General features: G+C 69.7%; 13 protein-coding genes. 6 read left to right on the top strand and 7 right to left on the bottom strand.

Features of this window, described 5'->3' with window-relative positions; genetic code table 11:
* Positions 1-81 precede the first annotated feature (81 nt).
* The 7 genes from HNQ61_RS26305 to HNQ61_RS26335 all read right to left on the bottom strand — a co-directional run bounded on the left by HNQ61_RS26305 (position 82) and on the right by HNQ61_RS26335 (position 12,789).
* On the bottom strand, positions 82-1,800 hold the full coding sequence (locus HNQ61_RS26305; RefSeq protein ID WP_170035564.1) for a fibronectin type III domain-containing protein: 1,719 nt from the start codon (positions 1,798-1,800) through the stop codon (positions 82-84).
* A 914-nt stretch (positions 1,801-2,714) separates the two neighbouring features.
* Entirely contained in the window at positions 2,715-5,516 is a 2,802-nt protein-coding gene (locus HNQ61_RS26310) for an outer membrane beta-barrel protein (protein WP_170035565.1), read from the bottom strand.
* A gap of 379 nt (positions 5,517-5,895) precedes the next feature.
* Positions 5,896-6,978, bottom strand: coding sequence for a hypothetical protein (locus HNQ61_RS26315; protein ID WP_170035566.1), 1,083 nt, complete (start codon positions 6,976-6,978; stop codon positions 5,896-5,898).
* Between the two features lie 138 nt (positions 6,979-7,116).
* Positions 7,117-8,934 (bottom strand): sensor histidine kinase, encoded by a 1,818-nt coding sequence (locus HNQ61_RS26320; RefSeq protein WP_170035567.1) that lies wholly within the window; start codon positions 8,932-8,934, stop codon positions 7,117-7,119.
* A gap of 586 nt (positions 8,935-9,520) precedes the next feature.
* Positions 9,521-10,222, bottom strand: coding sequence for a response regulator transcription factor (locus HNQ61_RS26325; protein ID WP_170035568.1), 702 nt, complete (start codon positions 10,220-10,222; stop codon positions 9,521-9,523).
* 653 nt (positions 10,223-10,875) lie between these two features.
* Positions 10,876-11,502 (bottom strand): hypothetical protein, encoded by a 627-nt coding sequence (locus tag HNQ61_RS26330; RefSeq protein WP_170035569.1) that lies wholly within the window; start codon positions 11,500-11,502, stop codon positions 10,876-10,878.
* Between the two features lie 153 nt (positions 11,503-11,655).
* A complete protein-coding gene (locus tag HNQ61_RS26335) occupies positions 11,656-12,789 on the bottom strand; it encodes a VLRF1 family aeRF1-type release factor (RefSeq protein ID WP_170035570.1) in 1,134 nt (377 codons plus the stop codon).
* Between the two features lie 312 nt (positions 12,790-13,101).
* Here HNQ61_RS26335 and HNQ61_RS26340 point away from each other — a divergent pair, with 312 nt between their 5' ends.
* From HNQ61_RS26340 to purH, 6 genes are all read left to right on the top strand, one after another.
* Positions 13,102-13,650 carry a thioredoxin family protein gene (locus HNQ61_RS26340; protein WP_170035571.1) on the top strand — a complete coding sequence of 183 codons (549 nt, stop codon included), beginning with the start codon at positions 13,102-13,104 and terminating at the stop codon, positions 13,648-13,650.
* A gap of 656 nt (positions 13,651-14,306) precedes the next feature.
* The gene (locus HNQ61_RS26345; protein WP_170035572.1) at positions 14,307-14,753 is read left to right on the top strand and encodes a peroxiredoxin; all 447 of its coding nucleotides are present in this window, start codon (positions 14,307-14,309) and stop codon (positions 14,751-14,753) included.
* A complete protein-coding gene (locus tag HNQ61_RS26350; RefSeq protein WP_170035573.1) occupies positions 14,743-15,417 on the top strand; it encodes an MBL fold metallo-hydrolase in 675 nt (224 codons plus the stop codon). Before HNQ61_RS26345 ends, HNQ61_RS26350 begins: the two co-directional genes overlap by 11 nt.
* Complete coding sequence (locus HNQ61_RS26355) at positions 15,414-16,010, top strand: hypothetical protein (protein ID WP_170035574.1); 597 nt, start codon at positions 15,414-15,416, stop codon at positions 16,008-16,010. Before HNQ61_RS26350 ends, HNQ61_RS26355 begins: the two co-directional genes overlap by 4 nt.
* A 517-nt stretch (positions 16,011-16,527) precedes the next feature.
* Positions 16,528-17,220 (top strand): phosphoribosylglycinamide formyltransferase, encoded by a 693-nt coding sequence (gene purN, locus HNQ61_RS26360; RefSeq protein WP_170035575.1) that lies wholly within the window; start codon positions 16,528-16,530, stop codon positions 17,218-17,220.
* A 30-nt stretch (positions 17,221-17,250) separates the two neighbouring features.
* Positions 17,251-18,813 carry a bifunctional phosphoribosylaminoimidazolecarboxamide formyltransferase/IMP cyclohydrolase gene (gene purH / locus HNQ61_RS26365; RefSeq protein ID WP_170035576.1) on the top strand — a complete coding sequence of 521 codons (1,563 nt, stop codon included), beginning with the start codon at positions 17,251-17,253 and terminating at the stop codon, positions 18,811-18,813.
* Positions 18,814-18,821: the final 8 nt, after the last annotated feature.

An 18,821-nucleotide genomic window follows, 5' to 3' on the forward strand; every position in this document is an offset into this window, starting at 1 on the left:
AAACGTGGTTCGTGAAACGGAGCGGGCGGCGGGAGCCCGAAAGCTCCCGCCGCCGCGTGGGTAGTCAACCCGCGAAGGGTCTTACCGGTTCGCGTAGTTGGTCCAGCCCTGCCACCACTTGGCGCCGTTGGGGTCCGCCGCGCCGCGGTACGACGTCGCGGTCAGCGTGCCGCCGAAGAAGTTGGTGGCGCGTCCTTCGATGCGCGTTCCGGCGAAGCTGGTCATGCCGCCCGTAGCCAGGGGCGAGCCGCCGGCCGGGGTGAAGTCCAGCGCCGTGGCGCTCGCCGCCGTGCCGCTGGCGGGAACCGCGGTGAACAGCCCGGCGAACCCGGCCTGCGCCTGGTTGTTGTACGCCGCGTCGGCCAGGGTGGCGCCGAAGTTGGCGGTGGCCGCCTCGAAGTTGCTGCCGTTGCCGGCCAGCAGGACGTTGCGAACCATCAGGCTGTCGGCCAGGCGCAGCTCATTGCTGGCCGCGTCGCGCAGCGAGATGCCCACGCCCGGCCAGCGCGCGATCACGCCGTTCACCAGCGTGCCGGCGGTGCCGCGGCGCATGACCGCGCCGTTGCCGTCGGTCTGGGCGAACACGCCGGGGCCGGGGCCGATCAGCGTGAAGTTGGCGAACACCGGGGCGCTGAACGGCGTGTTGGCGTAGGTGCAGCCGGCCTTGTCGTTCTCGCAGCCGTCGCCCTCAAAGCCGCGCGGGTCGCTGCTCAGGCTGCCGGCGCCGGCGCGCGGGGCAAGCACCGTGTCCTGCATGGCGATCAGGAACTGGTTGCGGCCGCGGTAGCCTTCCGTCCAGTCGAAGTGGTCGTCGCCCGAGGCGTACGACACCAGGTAGCGGCCGTCCACCGCGCCGCCGAACCACTCGAACGAGTCGTCCAGGCCGCTCATGGACTGCACGTACTCGATCTTGGTGCCGCGTCCCACCGCGTACATCGACAGGCTGTTCAGCTCCTGGCCGCTGCCGGAGGACACGTCGAAGCCGGCGAACTCGATGCGCACGTAGCGCAGCGAACCGCTGTTGTCGTTGAAGCTGGCCGCCGCGGGGTTGCCGCCCGGGTTGCTGTAGTCTTCGCGGGCGCCCTGGGGGCCCTCGGTGTAGATGGGCGTGGCGGTGCGGTTGATGGGCGCGCTGCCCACGATGATGATGCCGCCCCAGTCGCCCGGCCGGCGGTTGCCCGCGGTGCGCCAGGAGGTGAAGACGATGGGCGCCGACGCCGTGCCTTCGGCGATCAGCTTGGAGCCGCGCAGGATCCACAGCGAGCTGCCCGCCGCGCTTGCCGCGGTGTCGCCGACGATCTTGGTGCCGGGCTGGATGGTGAGGGTGGCCGCGTTGGTCACCTTCACGTATCCGCTCAGCACGTACAGCGTGTCGGCCGACAGCGTCTGGTTGCTGCTGATGAAGCCCGAAAGGACGCGGATCTTGGGCGGCGCGGCGGAGGTGGTCGCCTTGATTTCGGCGCCGTAGCCGCTGGCCTTGGTGCCGCGCAGGGCGCGCACGCGGTAGGTGTATTCGGTGCCGGCGGTGAGGCCGTTGTCTTCGTAGAAGGTGCCGGCGATGCCGGTGCCCACGGCGGCAAAGGCGCCGCCGGCCGTGGCGCGTTCCACGTCATAGCTCGTGGCGTCTTCCGCCAGGTTCCAGGTCACCCGGATGGAGGTGGGCGACACCACCGTCACCGTGGTTCCGGTGGGCGGATCGGGCTGGTCGGATCCCGTGCTGTTGCTGTCGCACGCGGCCGCGGAGCCGGCGAACAGCATCGCCGCCGCGAGCGCGAGCAGCTTCCGAGCGTTGAATTTCATCGTCCCTGAAAGTCGAGGATGAGGTTTGGAACACGCCCGAACGCGGGCGGGCCTGCAGACCACGGGAACAATCTCTCCCCCGGTTGCAGCGTACCCGCCGCGCTCTGGTCACGCGATTGTCACGGTAGGGAGCGGGATTGGTGATGAGGAGGACGAAGTGCGTGAGTGCTGGGTGCGTGAGTGCGTTAGTGCGGAACTGATGAAGTGCGGAGTACGAAAGTACGAAAGTACGAAAGTACGAAAGTACGAAAGTACGAAAGTGGCGCGGTGGGCGGAGTTCGCGGGCGGCCCCCACCCGGGCCGGCACCACCGGCCCACCCTCCCCCAAAAAAGACTGGGGGAGGGTTGGGGCGGGCGGAAAGTTCGGTGCGGGTGGGGGATTCGAGCGCGGCCGCGAGTATCTGGAGCGAATGAATCCGCCGCTCCAACAGCGGGAACCCCCGACTCGTGGCCGCTGACGCGTCCACGAGTCGGGGCTTCAACTGCCTGCCGTGCAGCCTGGGACGCGCGCCAAACTCGCCTCCGCACCGAACGGCTCCCCCTCCCCCGCTTGCGGGCGAGGGGGCTGGGGAGAGGGGGGAGCCCGCCGCCGCGCCGGACTGTCCGGAACGCACGAAACTGAAGTGTGCTCCCTCTCCCACATCCGTTCGTGGGAGAGGGTCGTCGTGCGCAGCACGCGGGGTGAGGGCCACAGCCGCGGGTGCGCGCCGAAGCCAGTCGCCCGCGCCGAACGGCTCCCCCTCTCCCGCTTGCGGGAGAGGGGGCTGGGGGGTGAGGGGTGCCTCAGCATGCGCCGGGCTCCATCGAGCCCCGTATCTCCCGCCCCCCGCATCCACCCATCCCCCAAACGCACCGCGGGGCACCCGAGATTCTCGAGTGCCCCGCGGTTCATCCATCCATCCAGGCCCCGAGCATCAGGGCGCCCAGCTGATGCCGAAGCCCAGCGTGCGGCCCGTGCGGTAGCGCAGGCGCGTCACGTCGCCCTGCTTCCACTCCACCGGCGAGTCCAGCAGGTTCTCCGCGTCCAGCTTCAGCGACACGCCCTGGCGCAGCGGGGTGCGCAGGGAGAAGTCCAGCATGCGGCGCGGCTGCTCGTACGGGTCGTCCAGCAGCGGGGTCAGCGCCGCGGCAACCAGCCGGCGGCCCACCACGTTGAACAGCAGCGTGGCGCTGGTGCTGGCCCGCTCGCCGCGGGTGTAGCTCAGGCCGGCGTTGATCACGTACGGCGCCTGGCCCACCATGGCGCGGTCGTCGCGCGTGGCGGCCGAGCGGGGATCGTTGCCGGTGCTGATGCGGCTCTTCATCACCGTGGCGTTCAGCGACACGGCGAACGGCTCCAGGACGGAGGCGAAGTCGCCCAGCGCCTTGCGGGCCTCGAGCTCCGCGCCGTAGTTGAGCGCGCTTTCGGCGTTGGTGTAGCTCAGCTGGTTGCCGCCCGACGTCGCGATCTCAATCTGCTCGATGGGGTTGCGGAACCGCTTGGCGAACACGCCCAGGCTCAGCACCTCGCCGCTGGCCGGGTACATCTCCCAGCGCAGGTCGTAGTTCTGGATCAGCGCGCGGACCAGGTCGGCGTTGCCCACCACTTCCTGGTTGTTCACCAGGTCGCGGTAGCTGATCTCGGCCAGCTCGCGGTACTCCGGGCGCGACAGCGTCTGCGACACGGAAAGCCGCAGGTTCTGCACGTCGCTCAGGCGCGCGTTCAGCGCCAGCGAGGGAAGAATGTCGGTGTTGCGGCGGCTCACGGGGACGCGCTCGCCGTCCGTGCGCTCGGCGTTCACGTCCAGGTTCCACCGCTCCACCCGCGCGCCGCCCACCAGCGAGAACGAGCTGGACAGGGGCATTTCCATCATCGCGTACCCGGCCGCCACGCTTTCATCCGCGCCGTACGAGCCGCCGGTGGTGTTGGGGGCGATGAGGATGTAGGCATCCTCGCCCTGGAAGTAGCGGCCGTCGAAGATTTCTTCCGGCGACGCGGCGCGCTGCTGCACGGTGAGGCGCGCGGTGTTGCTCAGGTTGTACGAGCGGGCCTCGGCGTTGCGGTCCACCTGCCGGCCCAGCGCGCCGAAGCGCACGGTGCCGCCCAGGGCGGGGAAGCGCAGGTCCACCGTGCCGCTGCGCGCCGTCTCATCCAGCTCCGAGAAGGTGCGGCGGGCCGCGTCGGGCAGGAAGCCCAGCCACGCGTTGGCGAACTGGCCGCCGGCCGGGTTCTGCTCCTGGCCGTACAGCAGGTCTACGCGGTCCGGCTCGTCACGCGTCACGCGCGACAGGGTGCCGGCCCACTCCAGCTGGGCGCCCAGCAGCTGGTGCGTGCCGCGAAGCTGGCTGCTGGCCACCGAACGCTCGGTGTAGCGCAGCGAGGTGCGCTGCACGTTGGCCACGTTGCTGAACTGCTCCAGCTCGCCCACGCCAAAGTAGGCGTCGTTGTCCGCCGAGCGGTTGTACGAGTTGTTCAGCTCCAGCTTGTGGCTGGCACCGCCCAGAAAGGTGCTCAGGTTCAGCATGCCGCCCCACAGCAGGCTGTTCACGCCGCTGCTGCCCTGGAAGGCGTCGTAGGTGCGGGCGTGAAAGTCGGGGTTGGCCACGGCGCGGGAGCGCGTCTCGTCCAGCCGCACTTCCTGGCTGCGCGAGTACGTCATCGATCCCACGTAGCCGAAGCGATGCCCGAAGAGCGGGTCCTCGCCGCCCAGCGACAGGCTTGCCGACCCGTTGGGCAGGCCGTCGGTGCTTTCCGGCGCCCACTCGTTGCGGAACGCGCGGCCCACCTGGTTCATGGACTGCTGCGTCAGGCCGCCGAAGTTGCCCGCGGCGCGCACCAGCCCGGGAAGGCGGCGGCCGCCGGCGCTGGTGCCCAGCCACTCGCTCTGCGCGCCGGGAACGGCGCGCACGCTGCTGCCGGTGGCGCTTTGCGTAAGCCCGCCGCCCAGCGACAGCGTCAGGGTGCGGCGCGCGGGAAAGCTGCGGGTGCGCAGGTTGACGGACGCGCCGCTGAAGTCGCCCGGCTGGTCCGGCGTAAAGGTCTTGCTGGTGGTGATGGATTCCAGCAGCGCGGAGGGGAACAGGTCCAGCGGCACGACGCGCTTTTCCGGCTCGGGGCTGGGAATGCGCGCTCCGTTCAGCGAGGTGGTGGTGTAGCGCTCGCCCAGGCCGCGCACCACCACGAACTTGCCTTCGCTCACGGTGACGCCGCTCACGCGCTGCACCGCCTGCGCCGCGTCGCTGTCCGGCGACCGGGCGATCTGCTCGCTGGTGGTGGAGTTCACGACGCCGGTGGAGGTGCGCTGTTCATCCAGCGCCCGGTTCACGCTGCCCGCCTCGCGCACGGCGGTGACCGTGATCGACGTCAGGCTGAGCGTGGCGGTGTTCAGGGAGATGTCCAGGTCCGCCGAGGCGCCCGCGGCCACGTTGACGCCGGTGACCGTCTTGGGCGAGTAGCCCAGGTAGCTGGCGCTGACGGTGTGCGCCCCCGCGGACACGCCGCTCAGGGTGTAGCGGCCGTCGACGCCGGCGGTGGCCCGCAGCGTCGATCCGCCCACGCTCACCTGCGCGCCCGGGATGCCGCGTCCGGTGCCGCCGTCGATCACCCGGCCCACGATGCGGCCGGTGTTCTGCGCGGACGCCGGGGCGGCGATGCCCAGGAGTACCGCAAATGCAACCGCGAGAGCGGCGCGCAGGCGGCTCTCGCGGGGAGAACGGGGTCGGTGAGAACGTCTCACGAAAGGCCTCGTCACGATTCAGGGTTGGTTCCACAGCGCCCGGTCAGGCACGCCACGAACTTCCCCCCTCAGCATCACGCAACCGTCCGCCATCTGTCGCGGTCCGGTCACGGTCCCGCTACACGTCCCGTTACGTTCCCTTGATGATGATGAAAACCGCGTTGCTTCTCGCGGATCGCGCCGTCACGCCCATGTCACGGAGACCCGCAACGGAACGGTCTCACACAGAGCCACGGAGACAAACGGAGAGGAAGAGCGACATCGGGAGATGAGCATCTCCGCCCCTATCTTCATCCCCCATCAGTTCCCCCCGCGCACCTCCGCCAACCCCCGCGTCCTCCGCGTGAAACCCGCGGGCCTTCCGCCGGGACGGCAGCCGTCAGAACGCGAGCTGGAACATCGCCTTGAGCCCGTGCGCGTTCTCACCGCCGCGCGGGGCCCACACGTCGTAGTTGAGGGTGACGCGATTGAGCCCGCCCAGCCACAGGTTGACGCCCGGTGTAACGAGCGTGCCACCGTGCGGGCCGGCGTCGTCGTCCAGGTCGTCCCCCGTGTCCGGATCGCCGTGGCTCACGCGCAGCAGCGGCTCCACCCCGGAGACGCGGTGCGAGACGCGTCCCCCGCGGTAGCTGAGCCACGCCTGCGCGCCGTGAAAGCGCGCCCCCGCGAACGGGTCGAAGTCGCCCGCCACCGCCTCGAACAGGGCATGCGGGCCGTGCGCGTCCGTCCCCAGTTCCAGGTCCGCTTCCCACGCCGCCCCCCGGAGAACGCGTACGTCTCCCGCCACGGATGTGTCACGCTGTCCGAAGTCGCGGCCGGAGTAGCCGACGTTCATCCGCATCCACCGCCGCGGCGCGATACCGATGCGCGCCGCGACCTGCCCCGTGTTGGCGTTGGGGAACTCGGCACGCGCCGGTCCGTTGAACCATCCCGCCGCGTAGGTCAGCCCCAGCGGCGCGCCCTTCGGCTCGCCGCGGATCTGCAGGCCGACGTCGCGCTCGGAGTAGTTCAGGTCGAAGATCAGGTTGTACTCGTCGTACGCGTTGGACACGCCGCGCACGCGAACCCCGCGCTCGATGGGCGGAATGCGTACGCTGGTGGTCTGCGCGATGGCGCCGAACGGCCGGAACGCCTGTCCCGCCCAGACGTTCAGCGCCGGGTGGATGGCGAGGCGCACGAACGCGTCCTTGAGCACCACCCGGCTTCCCGCGTACTCCGGCTGAATGCGCGCGCTCACCAGGTCGCTCAACCGCAGCGTGGCCTCCAGCCGCACCCGGCGCAGCGCCATCTCCCCCTGCGGCACACCATCCACCGACGTCGTGTTGAAGATGGTCTGCACGCGCCCGTTGAAGGTGAGCCGCGACGAATCCGGCCCCATCACCGTAATCCCCTGCGCGGCGGCGGTGGCGGGAAGGGTGGCGAGCAGAAGAGCGAAGAGCGTGCGGCGGAGGGTGCCTGGCATGACGCGTCGCGGAGGGCCGGAGAAGGGAATCGCGCGTCCGGCACCGGCCGGACGCGCGATATTACCTCTGAATGGCTACGCGTCCATCTCCGGAGTGTCACATCCGCGTAACAAGCAACGAATCGGTCACGGTGGATGTCACGAATCCGCCTCGGGAGCAAAGGCATCCGCGTCGGCGGAGGCGGCGTCCATCTCCTCCGGCGCGGGGAGGGTGAAGCGGATGGTGGTGCCGCGTCCCAGCTCGCTTTCCGCATCCACCGATCCGCCGTGCCCCTCCACCAAGTGCTTGACGATGGCCAGCCCCAGCCCGGTGCCTCCGTCCTCGCGCGACCGCGCCGTATCCGCGCGGTAGAAGCGCTCAAAGATGCGCGGCAGGTGGGTGGAGGCGATCCCCGTGCCCCGGTCGCGAACGGCGATCTCGATCCAACCGGCGCCTTCCGCGCGCGATTCCGTCCCCGGCGTGCGTCCGGCCACGCCACGGGCCAGCAATTCGATCGTTCCGCCGCGCGGGCTGTAGCGGAGCGCGTTTCCGAACAGGTTGGTGAACACCTGCCGCAGCGCGCTGGGATCGGCGTAGACGAACTCGCACTCCACCGCCACCTGGCCGGTGATGGTGACGCCGCGTTGGCACGCCGCCTCGTCCAGCGCGGACCAGGCCTCATCAGCGATTTCGGTGATGGAGATGATTTCCGGCTGCACGCGCCAGCCGCCCGTCTCGATGCGCGACAGGTCCAGCAGGTCGTCGATGATGCGCTGCAGCCGGTCGGCGTTGTCCTTGACCGTCCGCGTGAACTGGTCGCGCAGGGCGGGGGGGAGGCCGGGATCCAGCAGCGTCTCCGCGAAGCCGCGGATGGCGGTGAGCGGCGTCTTGAGCTCGTGCGAGGCGTTGGCCACGAAGTCGCGGCGCACGTCCTCCAGCCGCCGCAGCTCGGAGACGTCGAGGAACACCATCACGGCGCCGCCGGTGGGGAGGGGCTGCGCGGTCGCCAGCAGGTTTCGGCCGTCCTGCGTCAGTTCCGTCGGCAGCACGGGCGCGCCGTCCAGCGCGGCGCGGACGAGTTCCTGAAAGGCCTGCCGCCGCGCCACCTCGTGCGGGGACAGGCCGCGCGGGTCCGCGGGGAGGGAAAAGAGGCGGCGCGCGGCGGGGTTGGCGCGCTGCACGTGCCCGCGCCCATCGACCGCGATCACGCCTTCCGACATCCCGTCGATCAGCGCCTGCATCTCGGCGCGCTCGCCTTCCAGCTGCCCCAGCCGGCGCTGCAGTTCCGCGGCGAGGGTGTCGAGCGCGTCCGCCAGTTCGCCCAGCTCGTCGCCCTGGTCGCTGCGCGCGCGGCGGGTGAGGTCGCCCGCCGCCATCGCGCGCGCCACCCCGGCAATCTGCCGCAGCGGGTGGGTGACGGCGATGCTGAACGCGAGGGAGAGCAGGCCGGTGAGCACCAGGGCGACGAATCCCACTCCGAAGATGCCGCGCTGCACGCGTGCCACCGTCGCCTTGACCTCGTGCAGCGGCACGGCGAGGCGAATGACGCGGGCGTCGCGGGTGCGCACGGCCATGTACAGGTGCTCGATGCCGATGGAGTGGCTCATCCGCACGTCGCGCCCCACGCCGCCGGTGAGCGCGGCGGCGATTTCCGGCCGGCCGCGGTGGTTTTCCAGGGCGGGAAACTGGTCCGGGCGCAGGTCCGAGTCGCCGCGCACCGTGCCGTCCAGGTCGATGAGCGTGACGCGGCGGCCGGAGATGGAGCTGAGCCAGTCGGCGATGCTGTCGGGGGCGGCGGCGCGGCGCGTGTCGTACAGCGAATTGGCCAGCGCCAGTTCGCGGTTGAGGTCGCGCGCCAGCATGTCCGTCAGGTGGCGGCGCAGCAGCTGCCCCACGCCCACGGTAAGCGCCAGCACCACCAGCGCGATGATGGTGAGGTAGGTGAGAAAGAGCTTCTGGTCCGCGCGGAGACGCATGGGGGGAGTGCGTGAGTGCTGGGTGCGTGATTGCGTTAGTGCGGAGCTGCGAAGTGCGAAAGTACGAAAGTACGAAAGTACGAAAGTGGGGCGCGGCGGGCGGAGTTCGCGGGCGGCCCCCACCCGGGCCGGCACACCGGCCCACCCTCCCCCAAAAAAGACTGGGGGAGGGTTGGGCGCGGCGGAGAGGTCGGCGCGGAGCCCACAGATCAGCGCGACCGGACGCTATCATGAGCGAATGAATCCGCCGCTCCAACAGCGGGAACCCCGACACGACGCCCACAGGCGCCGTTCGGGGCTTCAACCGCGTTCGGGAACTACACCGAGCGGGGATCACGTCGCGCGCCGAACCCGCCCCCGAGCCGAACGGCTCCCCCTCTCCCGCTTGCGGGAGAGGGGGTTGGGGGGTGAGGGGTGCCTCGGCATGCGCCTCAGCTCCGCTTCCTGCACGGACCCGCCGTTCTCCGTTTCGTGTGCCGCTTCAGACGTTCGGCTCCCTGCCTCGTCTGTGTGCCCCGAAAACAAACATCGCTGCGCCGGAGAGCATCCGGCGCAGCGATCCATCTCCGTTACCCGCCGTGACGCATCAGCGCGGGGGCTCGTTGCGGAAGCGGTATCCGAACCCGCGCACCGTCTCAATCCAGTCCGCCTCGTCGCCCAGCTTGCTGCGAAGCCGCTGCACGTGCATGTCCACCGTGCGCGTTGCGATGTTGGCCGTAACTTCCCAAACCGCTTCCAGAAGCTGGCGCCGGCTCTGCACGCGGCCGCGGCGCTCCATGAGCGTCATCAGCAGGCGGTACTCGGTGGGCGTCAGATCCAGGTCGCGGCCCTCCACCTGGGCCCGCGCGGCGCCGCTGTCCACGTTGAAGGGGCCCACACGCACCACCTTGCCGCCCTTAACCACCGGCGGCGCCTGCTGCACCCGGCGAAGCACCGCGCCCACGCGCAGAATCAGCTCCTGCGGAGAGAACGGCTTGCTGACGTAGTCGTCGGCGCCCAGCCGCAGCCCGGCGATGCGATCCTGCTCCTCGCGCCGCGCGGTAAGCAGTATGACGGGAATGTCCAGCGTTTCCGGGCGGCGGCGCAGTTCCTCCAGCACGGCCAGCCCGGACATGCCGGGGAGCATGAGGTCAAGAACGATCAGGTCGGGGCGCTCCACCTCGGTGGCGCGGATGGCTTCCGGGCCGCTGCTGGCGGTGCGCACCCGGTACGACTCGCGGGCGAGATGGTAGGCCACCAGCGCGGAAATATCCGGCTCGTCATCCACCACCAGGATGTGTGCGGGCATGCGGGTCGGGGTTTCAGAAGACGTGCCGCGGGCCCCGATCAACCCGGTAAACGGGCTGGCTGCCTGCAGCTGTCCGGAAGGGCTCGACAAGGGATCACCTCAACGGGAGGAGGATGCGTCAGTGTATCGCTCCCGTGAGTATGGACGGCACCTGTAACGTCGCGGTAACGCGCCGGATACGGAAGTGGCGCGATGAAGGGAAGTGCGTAAGTGCGTGAGTGCTGGGTGCGTTAGTGCGAAAAGATGACAGGAAGTGCCGAGCGCCCAGTGCGTGCCGTGGCGGTTGCAGTTGTCGTTGCAGTCCCCGGTCCTCCATGCGCGCCGACGTCTCTTTTTGCCTGCGGCCAAGCCGCGAGGTCAACACCGGCGAGGGCCCAAGCATGACGGCGCGGTGAGCCGTCATCAACCACGCGCCCTTTCCGAAGCGCACGACACTGGTGTGTGCTCCCTCTCCCACATCCGTTCGTGGGAGAGGGTCGTCGTGCGCAGCACGCGGGGTGAGGGCCCCCGCCCGCCGCCGCACCACTCTCCGCATCACGCCCCGACCCGCCGCCAATCACCCGTGAACCTGACGATGCGCTCCTGAGCACCGGGCACTAGGCACTTCGCACTTCTTTTATCCGTTCGCACTCACGCACTAACGCACCCCGCACTCACGCACTTCCCTCCGCATTCGCCAGATAATTCCCCAGCACGCGATTCGTCGCGTTCAGCACCGCGAGTGCGGCGGAACGGTAACCGTCCGATGTCGCCAGCGAGGCGCCCACCAGCGGCACCCCGGCCTCGGTGCGCAGCAGGACCACGATCAGCTCCGTGTCGAACGCGCGAAAGGTCTTGATCCCCACCAGCGAAAACTGCATGCGGCCCTGAAGGATGGCCTCCAGAGTCCGCAGGGTGGCGGCGGCGGCGTGGCGCAGCTCCAGCGCGGGGCCGCTTTCCCCCTCCACCTCGTCCTCGAACGTCTGCCCCGCCCACTCCAGCTGCACGTGCGCCAGCGACCGCCCCACTGATGGCTTGGTGAGGCGCGCGGCAATGAAGCGCACCCGCTTGCGCGCCTCGCTCTGCGGCAGGTAGGCCAGGTGCAGCTCCGCCGCCTCGGGATGGCCGTGGCGGGCCAGCAGCGCGCGCGCCTGCATTTCCGCCGGGCAGTCGGTTCGTTCGCAGATCAGAAACACGCGGAACGGGTCGGCGTCCACGATGGCGCGGCGCACGCCGTCCAGCGCTTCCAGTTCGGCGCGCAGGCGCTCCAGTGCGGCCGCGTCCATGTTGGGTGAGGGCATGGGATTGGGAAAGCAGACGAATTGTAACGGGGGTGCTGGCGAACGTAGAGGCGCGAGCGGCGCGATGTCAAGCAGACTGTATTCCGAATACGAACGGAGCGGGGCCCGGAGAACGCGTCTCCGGGCCCCGCTCCGTTCATCCACCCGCCGCGGTCAGTAGCGCAGCAGCGCCGCCGCCCCGTGCAGGTCCGCCAGCTGCGCGGGGTCGCTGAACTGGATCTCCGCGCCCTGCTGCTGCGCCAGGCGCACCATCTCCTCCATCACGTCCACCGGCTCCAGCGACTCGTTGCCGTCATACAGGCAGCGGGCCATGGGGCGCACGAACACGAATCCGCACTGGCTGCAGCGCACGCCTTCGTGCTCGCCGTCGCGCGCCACCACCAGCGTGTCGACGCGGCCCTCCTGCAGCGCCGACAGCGTGGCCTGGAAGCCCTCCGTGGCCAGGTAGTCGTGCTTGGCCCGGTCGCGCACCTGCGCCAGCAGCTCGCCGTCGTGGCGCTCGTGCTCGGTGCGCAGGTACGGCTCCAGCCGCGCCATCACCTCGGAAGCGGGCGCGTCGACGGGGGCGGCGCCGGTGTACACCACCTTGGCCAGCGTCTGCTCCGGCAGGTACTCGCGAAAGCGGCCCACGTTCTCGTCCGTGCCCAGCAGCACCAGCTCCGCCGGGTGATAGCGCTGGATGAAGTGGTCCACCTCTTCGGCGAAGTCCTTGAAGAAGTGCTTCATCTCCTCGCGCTTGCGCCGCTGAAAGCGCATCTGCGAGTAGCCGCCCGCCTTGACGTTGCTGGGCACCGGCAGCGGGTCGCCGCGGAACTGCAGTTCATCCAGCAGTGTGCCCAGGTACACGCTCAGAATGCGGACGTGCTCGCGGTCCAGCAGAATTACGCCCACGTGCTGGTAGCTGGTAATGACCTGCGCCAGCGGCCCCACGAGCGGCTTGTCGTTCACCACCATGCGGTTCTGCACCGAGACGGGAAACTGCAGCGCCTCGAACCAGTCGCCGTTCACCTCGGCGTAGATCACCACGCCGCGGTTGGCTTCCTCGTAGCTCGTCTCGATCCAGTCGTGAATGCGCTGAAACAGGCCGCCGTAGCCGGATTCGCTCCCGTTGCCGGTGCCGACCGTGCGGTTTTCCCGGTCCTCGAGTTCCGCGCGCTTCTGGTTGAGGAACACGCCGTGGTTGCGCTTGTTGTTGCTGTCCACCGACATGTCGAGGAACAGCGAGAGCACCGGCGAATCGCCGTTGGGCCGCTGGACGAGACGTTCAAGGTCCTGTCTGCTGATCATGGCTGCACCGTGGGTGGGTTCCGAAAGGCGCGGGCGAAAGCTGCCGCCGCGAGCGGTGGCAGGGTTTTGCAAGAACGTTGCCGGGTACGGCTCGCCTGTACGCTTTTCGAACGCGCGCCCATCCGCAATCCGCCGCGACCCGCACCGGCTTCGCGGGGTATGGATGGATGAAGATCATCCGGACGCGCCACCGGCCGCACGGGTGGATGCCGATGGTCATCCGCCTCCGCGCGGCGGGGTTGACGCGTCCGCTAGCTTGGACCAGCCCGCGGCGGCACGCAGCCGCCGCGCTTGAATTGCGGGAGCGCAACGATGACCGATGTAACGGCCGGCCCGGACCTGGGGGCCTACTGGAAGAACGCGTTTTCCTGGGATGATTATCTGAACCGCGAGGTTCAGCAGAACGCCGACCTGTGGAAGTCGCTGTACGGCCGCGCCGCCGTCTCGGACGCGGCGCGCGAGCGGGCGAACGGCCTGGGCGGCTCGTGGCGGATTCTGGTCATCAGCGAGGACTGGTGCGGCGACGCCTTCAACACCGTTCCCGTCATGGCGCGGCTGGCGGAGGGAGTTCCCGGCATCGAGCTGCGCGTGGCGAAGCGCGATGAGAACCTGGAACTGATGGACGCCTTCCTGACCAACGGATCGCGCTCCATCCCCATCGCGATCGTGCTGCGCGAAGACGACACCGTGGCCGGCCACTGGGGCCCGCGCCCGCCGGAGCTTCAGGAGTTCGTGCTGTCGGAAAAGAAGAAGGGCGAGCGGCCGGTGGAGGAAATCTACAAGGACGTGCGCACCTGGTACGCCCGCGACCGCGGCGAAACCACCGTCCGCCAGATCCTCGACATCATCGCCGCCGCCTGACCCTCGTTCGTCGGGTCGATGACAAAGCGCTCCCCGGACTTCCCGGGGAGCGCTTTTCGGTTGATGGCTTGCACGGCCTGCGGGATCAACCCGATGTCTCACAAGAACATGTCGCGCCTGCGGGGCTGGATTCGGCACGTGCGCGCGTTGCACCCGCCACCTCGCCACGCATTTGTCATCTTGAGCGAAGCGCCGCGCCGAACTCTCCGCCGCGCCGAGGCTTGGCGCGAAGTCGAAGGATCTTGCCACGGCAGGTTCAGCGTGCGCGGCAGGTGGGGCTCGGTTCAGACTCGAGGTCCGGTGCTCGTCGTCACCGATGTGGCAAGATCCTTCGACTCGCTGCCATCAACGGTGCACGCCGAACGCGCGGCATCGCCGCTCGCTCAGGATGACAAAGCGGGAGGCGTCTCCCGGCGCTGCGCGACCGAAAGTGTCTCCGGGGTTGCGCCCGTCCGCGTGGCCCGGGCACGCCGGGGACACCATTCCCGTCAGGCACGACCATCCGCTCGGGACGGCGGCGTTCGGCGTCATGACCGGTCACAGCACCAACTCCTGTCCGCGTGAGGAGGCCGGGACGTGAGGGTCTCATTGCTCCGCTCGCCACGGCGCGCCATCTTCCCCGTTCAGATCCGATGAACGACCACAGCGGAGGAACGATGTCCGAAGGGCTGCTGCAGGTGGGGACCGAGGCGCCGGCGTGGAGCGCCGAAACGTCGGACGGCACGCGCGCCTCGCTCGCGGACTTTCGCGGCAAACAGGCGGTGATGCTCATGTTCTATCCCATGGACGACACCCCCGGCTGCACCAAGCAGATGTGCACCGCGCGCGACGAGGGCACGCAGTACGCCGCGGCCGGCGTGGCGCGCTTCGGGGTGAACCCGGGCGGCGTGGAGAGCCATCGCGGCTTCGCCGACAAGTACTCGCTGGACTTTCCGCTGCTGGTGGATGACAACTCGGCGATCGCGGCCGCCTATGGCGTGTTGCGTGAGGACGGCTACACGGGACGCGCCACGTACCTGATCGACCGCGACGGCCGCATCGCGTACGCCGCCGCGGGCGCGCACGGCGCCGACGAGGTGCTGGAGGCACTCCATGGCGGATGAAGCGGTGGCGGGAGACGTAACGGTCCGCGGTTTCGCGGGCGGCGTGTTCTCGCAGAACACCTATCTGCTTTCCTGCGCGGGCACCGGCGCCGGCATCCTGGTAGATCCGGGAGCCGCCACCGCCGAGGCGCTTGCGGCCGCCCGCGCGGCGGGGATCACCATCGAGCAGATCGTGCTGACCCACGCGCACATCGACCACGTGGAAGGACTGTCGCTGGCCAAAAAGGAAACGGGCGCGCCCGTCTTCCTCCACCCGGCGGATGCGCAGCTCTACCAGAACGCGCCAACGCAGGCAGAGTGGTTCGGCCTGCGGATGGACCCGCTTCCCCCGGTGGACGGCGAACTGGCGCACGGCGGCACCGTGACCTTTGGCGACTGCACGATGGCGGTCCGCTTCGCGCCGGGGCATGCGCCGGGGCACGTGATCCTGGTCGGCGACGGCGTGGCGGTGGTGGGCGACGTGATCTTCGCGGGCTCCATCGGCCGCACCGACCTGCCCGGCGGCGACCTGCCCACGCTGATGGAAAGCATTCGCCAGCAGGTGCTTACGCTGCCGGACGAGACCACGCTGCACACCGGCCACGGCGGCGACACCACGGTGGGCCGCGAGCGCCGGTCCAATCCGTTCCTCACCGGTGTCTACGGCGGCGGCGGGTTCGCATGAGGCGGATTCGGGGAGGATGGACATCGATCGCGCTCGCGGCGGCCCTGCTGCTGGCGCCCGCCGCCGTGCGCGCGCAGACGACGGGCGGCGCACGCACGGATTCCGTCACGGTGGATACCGTTCCGGTCGACCGGCTCCGTGCGTACACGCGTGACCTGGCGGACCCGATCGTGGCGGCGCAGGCCGTGGCGCTGGGGCTGTACGATCATGCGCGCACGCAGCCGGAGGAGTGGGGCGGGGGAGCGGACGGGCTGGGAAAGCGCGTCCTGTCGCGCGCGGGCGGGCACATCGTGACGCAGTCCGTTCGCCACGGGATGGCGGCGGCGCTGAACCGGTCCACCGACTACCGCGTCTGCGGCTGCAAGGAGCCGGAACGCCGCGCCGCGCACGCCCTGTTTGAAACGTTTACGGACTATGATGCGCAGGGACGGGCGCGGCTTTCCACGCCCTTTCTGGCCGGGACGTACGCCGGGGCGCTCGCACCGCTGGCCTGGCACCCGGATGCCGATGCCGCGCGGGCGTTGCAGTCCGGCACGCTCGCCCTCGTCTTTGCTTTGGCCGGAAACGTCATCCGCGAACTGCTGGAGCCGTAGTCCCGACCCGCTCCGCATGCGAGGAGAAGCTGTTCGGTGTGGAAGAGGGTTGGTGCGCGTCTGCCGGCTGGGGCCCTCACCCCGCGTGCTGCGCACGACGACCCTCTCCCACGAACGGATGTGGGAGAGGGAGCACACCCCAGATCGGCCCGAACTCCAGAGTGCAGTTGAAGCCCCGAACCGGACGCGCCAGCGCCCGGTGTCGGGGCTTTGCGCTTCTGGAGCGGCGGATTCATCCGCTCAACGGAATTCGCTCAACGGAATCCGCTCACGCGACGAACTCCGCCCCACGCACCGACCATCAGGCCCGCCCCAACCCTCCCCCAGTCTTTTTTGGGGGAGGGTGGGCCGGTGGTGCCGGCCCGGGTGGGGGCTGCCGTGAAGTCCGTACTCCGCGCAGGATCAACCACCACGATCGTCCATCACGTCCCCCGCCCCGCACCCCGCATTCGTTGACGATCCCGCGCCTCCGTCCTATTATCGCCGCGACTTTCCCCGCCATTCCGGAGAACCAGCCGTGTCCGTCCCCGCGCGCATCGCGGTGCTTGCCTCCGGCGGAGGCAGCAACCTGCAGGCGCTGATCGACCGCTTTCACCCCGATCCGCACGCCTCCGCGCGCGTCGCGCTGGTCATCGCCAGCCGTGACGGCATCGGTGCGATCGGGCGGGCGGAGCGCGCCGGGATCGACGCCGTCGTGCTGGATGCGCGCGCGGTGACGGCTGACGAGTTCCGCGACTCCTTTCTCGCCGCGCTCGACACGCACCGCATCGACCTCGTGGTGCTCGCCGGGTGGCTGCAACTGGTTCCCGCGGAGGTCGTGGCGCGCTACCACGGGCGGATGATCAACATCCACCCCGCCCTGCTTCCCGCGTTTGGCGGGCACGGGATGTACGGCATGCGCGTGCACCGCGCCGTCATCCAGTCCGGCGCGCGCGTGTCCGGCGCCACCGTGCATCTGGTGAACGAACGCTACGACGAGGGCGCCATCCTGGCCCAGTGGCCCGTCCCCGTGCTGCCGGACGACACGCCGGAAGCCCTTGCCGCGCGCGTACTTGCGGTGGAGCACCGCCTGCTTCCGCTCGCGGTGGAGGCCATCGCCCTCCACGCCCGCCCCCTGCCGTCCGGGAGCGGGCCGCTGGCGTTCGGGCTGATGGACGGCGCGCCGGACGACGATTCCATGCGCCGCGCGATCCGGCTTCCGGACGCCTGACTTCTTCTCATCCACACGACAGACAAGACGATGCCGCGGGCACTGCTCAGCGTTTCTGACAAGACGGGCCTGATCGATTTCGCCCGCGAGCTGCACGCACGCGGATGGACGCTGCTTTCCACGGGCGGCACCGCGCGCGCCCTCCGCGAGGCGGATCTTCCGGTCACCGAGGTGGCGGAAATTACGGGTCATCCGGAGATGATGGACGGCCGCGTGAAGACCCTGCATCCCGCCGTGCACGCCGGGCTCCTGGGCCGCCGCGCGCACGCGGACGACATGGCGCAGATGGCTGCGCACGGGTACGAGACGATCGACCTGGTGGCGGTAAATCTGTATCCGTTCCGCGAAACGGTCGCGCGGCCCGGCGCCACGCTGGAGGATGCGATCGAGAACATCGACATCGGCGGGCCGTCCATGCTGCGCTCCGCGTCCAAGAACCACGAGAGCGTGTGGGTGGTCGTGGATCCGGCGGATTATGGACGGGTGTTGGATGGATTGAACGCGGGCGGCGGCCTGGCGCTGCGGCGGGAACTGGCCGCCAAGGTGTACGGCCACACTGCGGAGTACGACCGCGCCATCGCCGAGTACCTGACCCGCGCGGTTGAGGCGGATTCGGCGCCGTCGGCAGATCAGTTCCCGTCACGCGTGCGGCTTTCCCTGACTCGCGTTCAGGACCTGCGCTACGGCGAAAACCCGGACCAGCCGGCCGCCTTCTACCGCGAGGACGGCGCGGCGGGCGGCTTGGCGGACCTGCGGCAGCTGCACGGCAAGGAGCTGTCGTTCAACAACCTGATCGACGTGGACGGCGCGGTGCAGGCCATCAGTGCCTGGGCGGACAGCGGGCTGGCGGCGTGCGCCATCATCAAGCACACCACGCCGTGCGGCATTGCCGTGGGCGCGGACGCGGCGGAGGCGTACCAGAAGGCGCTCAAGACCGATCCCACCAGCGCGTTCGGCTCGGTGATCGCCTTCAACGTCCCCGTGACGCAGGAGGCGGCGGTGCTGCTGCGGCCCAACTTCGTGGAGGCGATCGTGGCGCCGTCGTTCGTGGAGGGTGCCGTGCGCCTGCTGACGGAAAAGAAGAACCTGCGTCTCCTCGAACTCCCCTCGCTCGCGTCGGCGGACGACGAGCTGGACTGGAAGCGCGTGCGCGGCGGATTCGTGGCCCAGCAGCGGCTTTCCGCGCGTTTTCCGGAGGACGGCTGGAAGGTGGTCACCGCGCGCGCGCCGTCGGAAGAGGAGATGGACGACCTGCGCTTTGCGTGGCGCGCCGTGGCGCCGGTAAAGAGCAACGCCATCCTGATCGCGCGCGGCGGAATGGCGCTGGGGATCGGGGCGGGGCAGATGAGCCGGGTGGATTCGTCGCGCATCGCGGTGATGAAGGCGGCGGAAAACGGGTTTGACCTCGCGGGCGCGGCGCTGGCGTCGGATGCGTTCTTTCCCTTCCGCGACGGGGTGGACGCGGCGGCTCTGGCGGGCATCCGGGCCATCATTCAGCCCGGCGGCTCCGTGCGCGACGAAGAAGTGATCGCCGCCGCGGACGAGCACGGGATCGCGATGGTCTTTACCGGCCGCCGCCTTTTCCGCCACTGATGCGCTTC

The organism is Longimicrobium terrae, from assembly GCF_014202995.1.
GTDB classification, from domain to species: domain Bacteria; phylum Gemmatimonadota; class Gemmatimonadetes; order Longimicrobiales; family Longimicrobiaceae; genus Longimicrobium; species Longimicrobium terrae.

What these genes read in the sequence shown, in the direction of transcription:
- HNQ61_RS26305 (WP_170035564.1), bottom strand. Translation starts at nt 1,800, where the DNA reads ATGAAATTCAACGCTCGGAAGCTGCTCGCGCTCGCGGCGGCGATGCTG.
- HNQ61_RS26315 (WP_170035566.1), bottom strand. Translation starts at nt 6,978, where the DNA reads ATGCCAGGCACCCTCCGCCGCACGCTCTTCGCTCTTCTGCTCGCCACC.
- HNQ61_RS26320 (WP_170035567.1), bottom strand. Translation starts at nt 8,934, where the DNA reads ATGCGTCTCCGCGCGGACCAGAAGCTCTTTCTCACCTACCTCACCATC.
- HNQ61_RS26325 (WP_170035568.1), bottom strand. Translation starts at nt 10,222, where the DNA reads ATGCCCGCACACATCCTGGTGGTGGATGACGAGCCGGATATTTCCGCG.
- HNQ61_RS26330 (WP_170035569.1), bottom strand. Translation starts at nt 11,502, where the DNA reads ATGCCCTCACCCAACATGGACGCGGCCGCACTGGAGCGCCTGCGCGCC.
- HNQ61_RS26335 (WP_170035570.1), bottom strand. Translation starts at nt 12,789, where the DNA reads ATGATCAGCAGACAGGACCTTGAACGTCTCGTCCAGCGGCCCAACGGC.
- HNQ61_RS26340 (WP_170035571.1), top strand. Translation starts at nt 13,102, where the DNA reads ATGACCGATGTAACGGCCGGCCCGGACCTGGGGGCCTACTGGAAGAAC.
- HNQ61_RS26345 (WP_170035572.1), top strand. Translation starts at nt 14,307, where the DNA reads ATGTCCGAAGGGCTGCTGCAGGTGGGGACCGAGGCGCCGGCGTGGAGC.
- HNQ61_RS26350 (WP_170035573.1), top strand. Translation starts at nt 14,743, where the DNA reads ATGGCGGATGAAGCGGTGGCGGGAGACGTAACGGTCCGCGGTTTCGCG.
- HNQ61_RS26355 (WP_170035574.1), top strand. Translation starts at nt 15,414, where the DNA reads ATGAGGCGGATTCGGGGAGGATGGACATCGATCGCGCTCGCGGCGGCC.
- purH (WP_170035576.1), top strand. Translation starts at nt 17,251, where the DNA reads ATGCCGCGGGCACTGCTCAGCGTTTCTGACAAGACGGGCCTGATCGAT.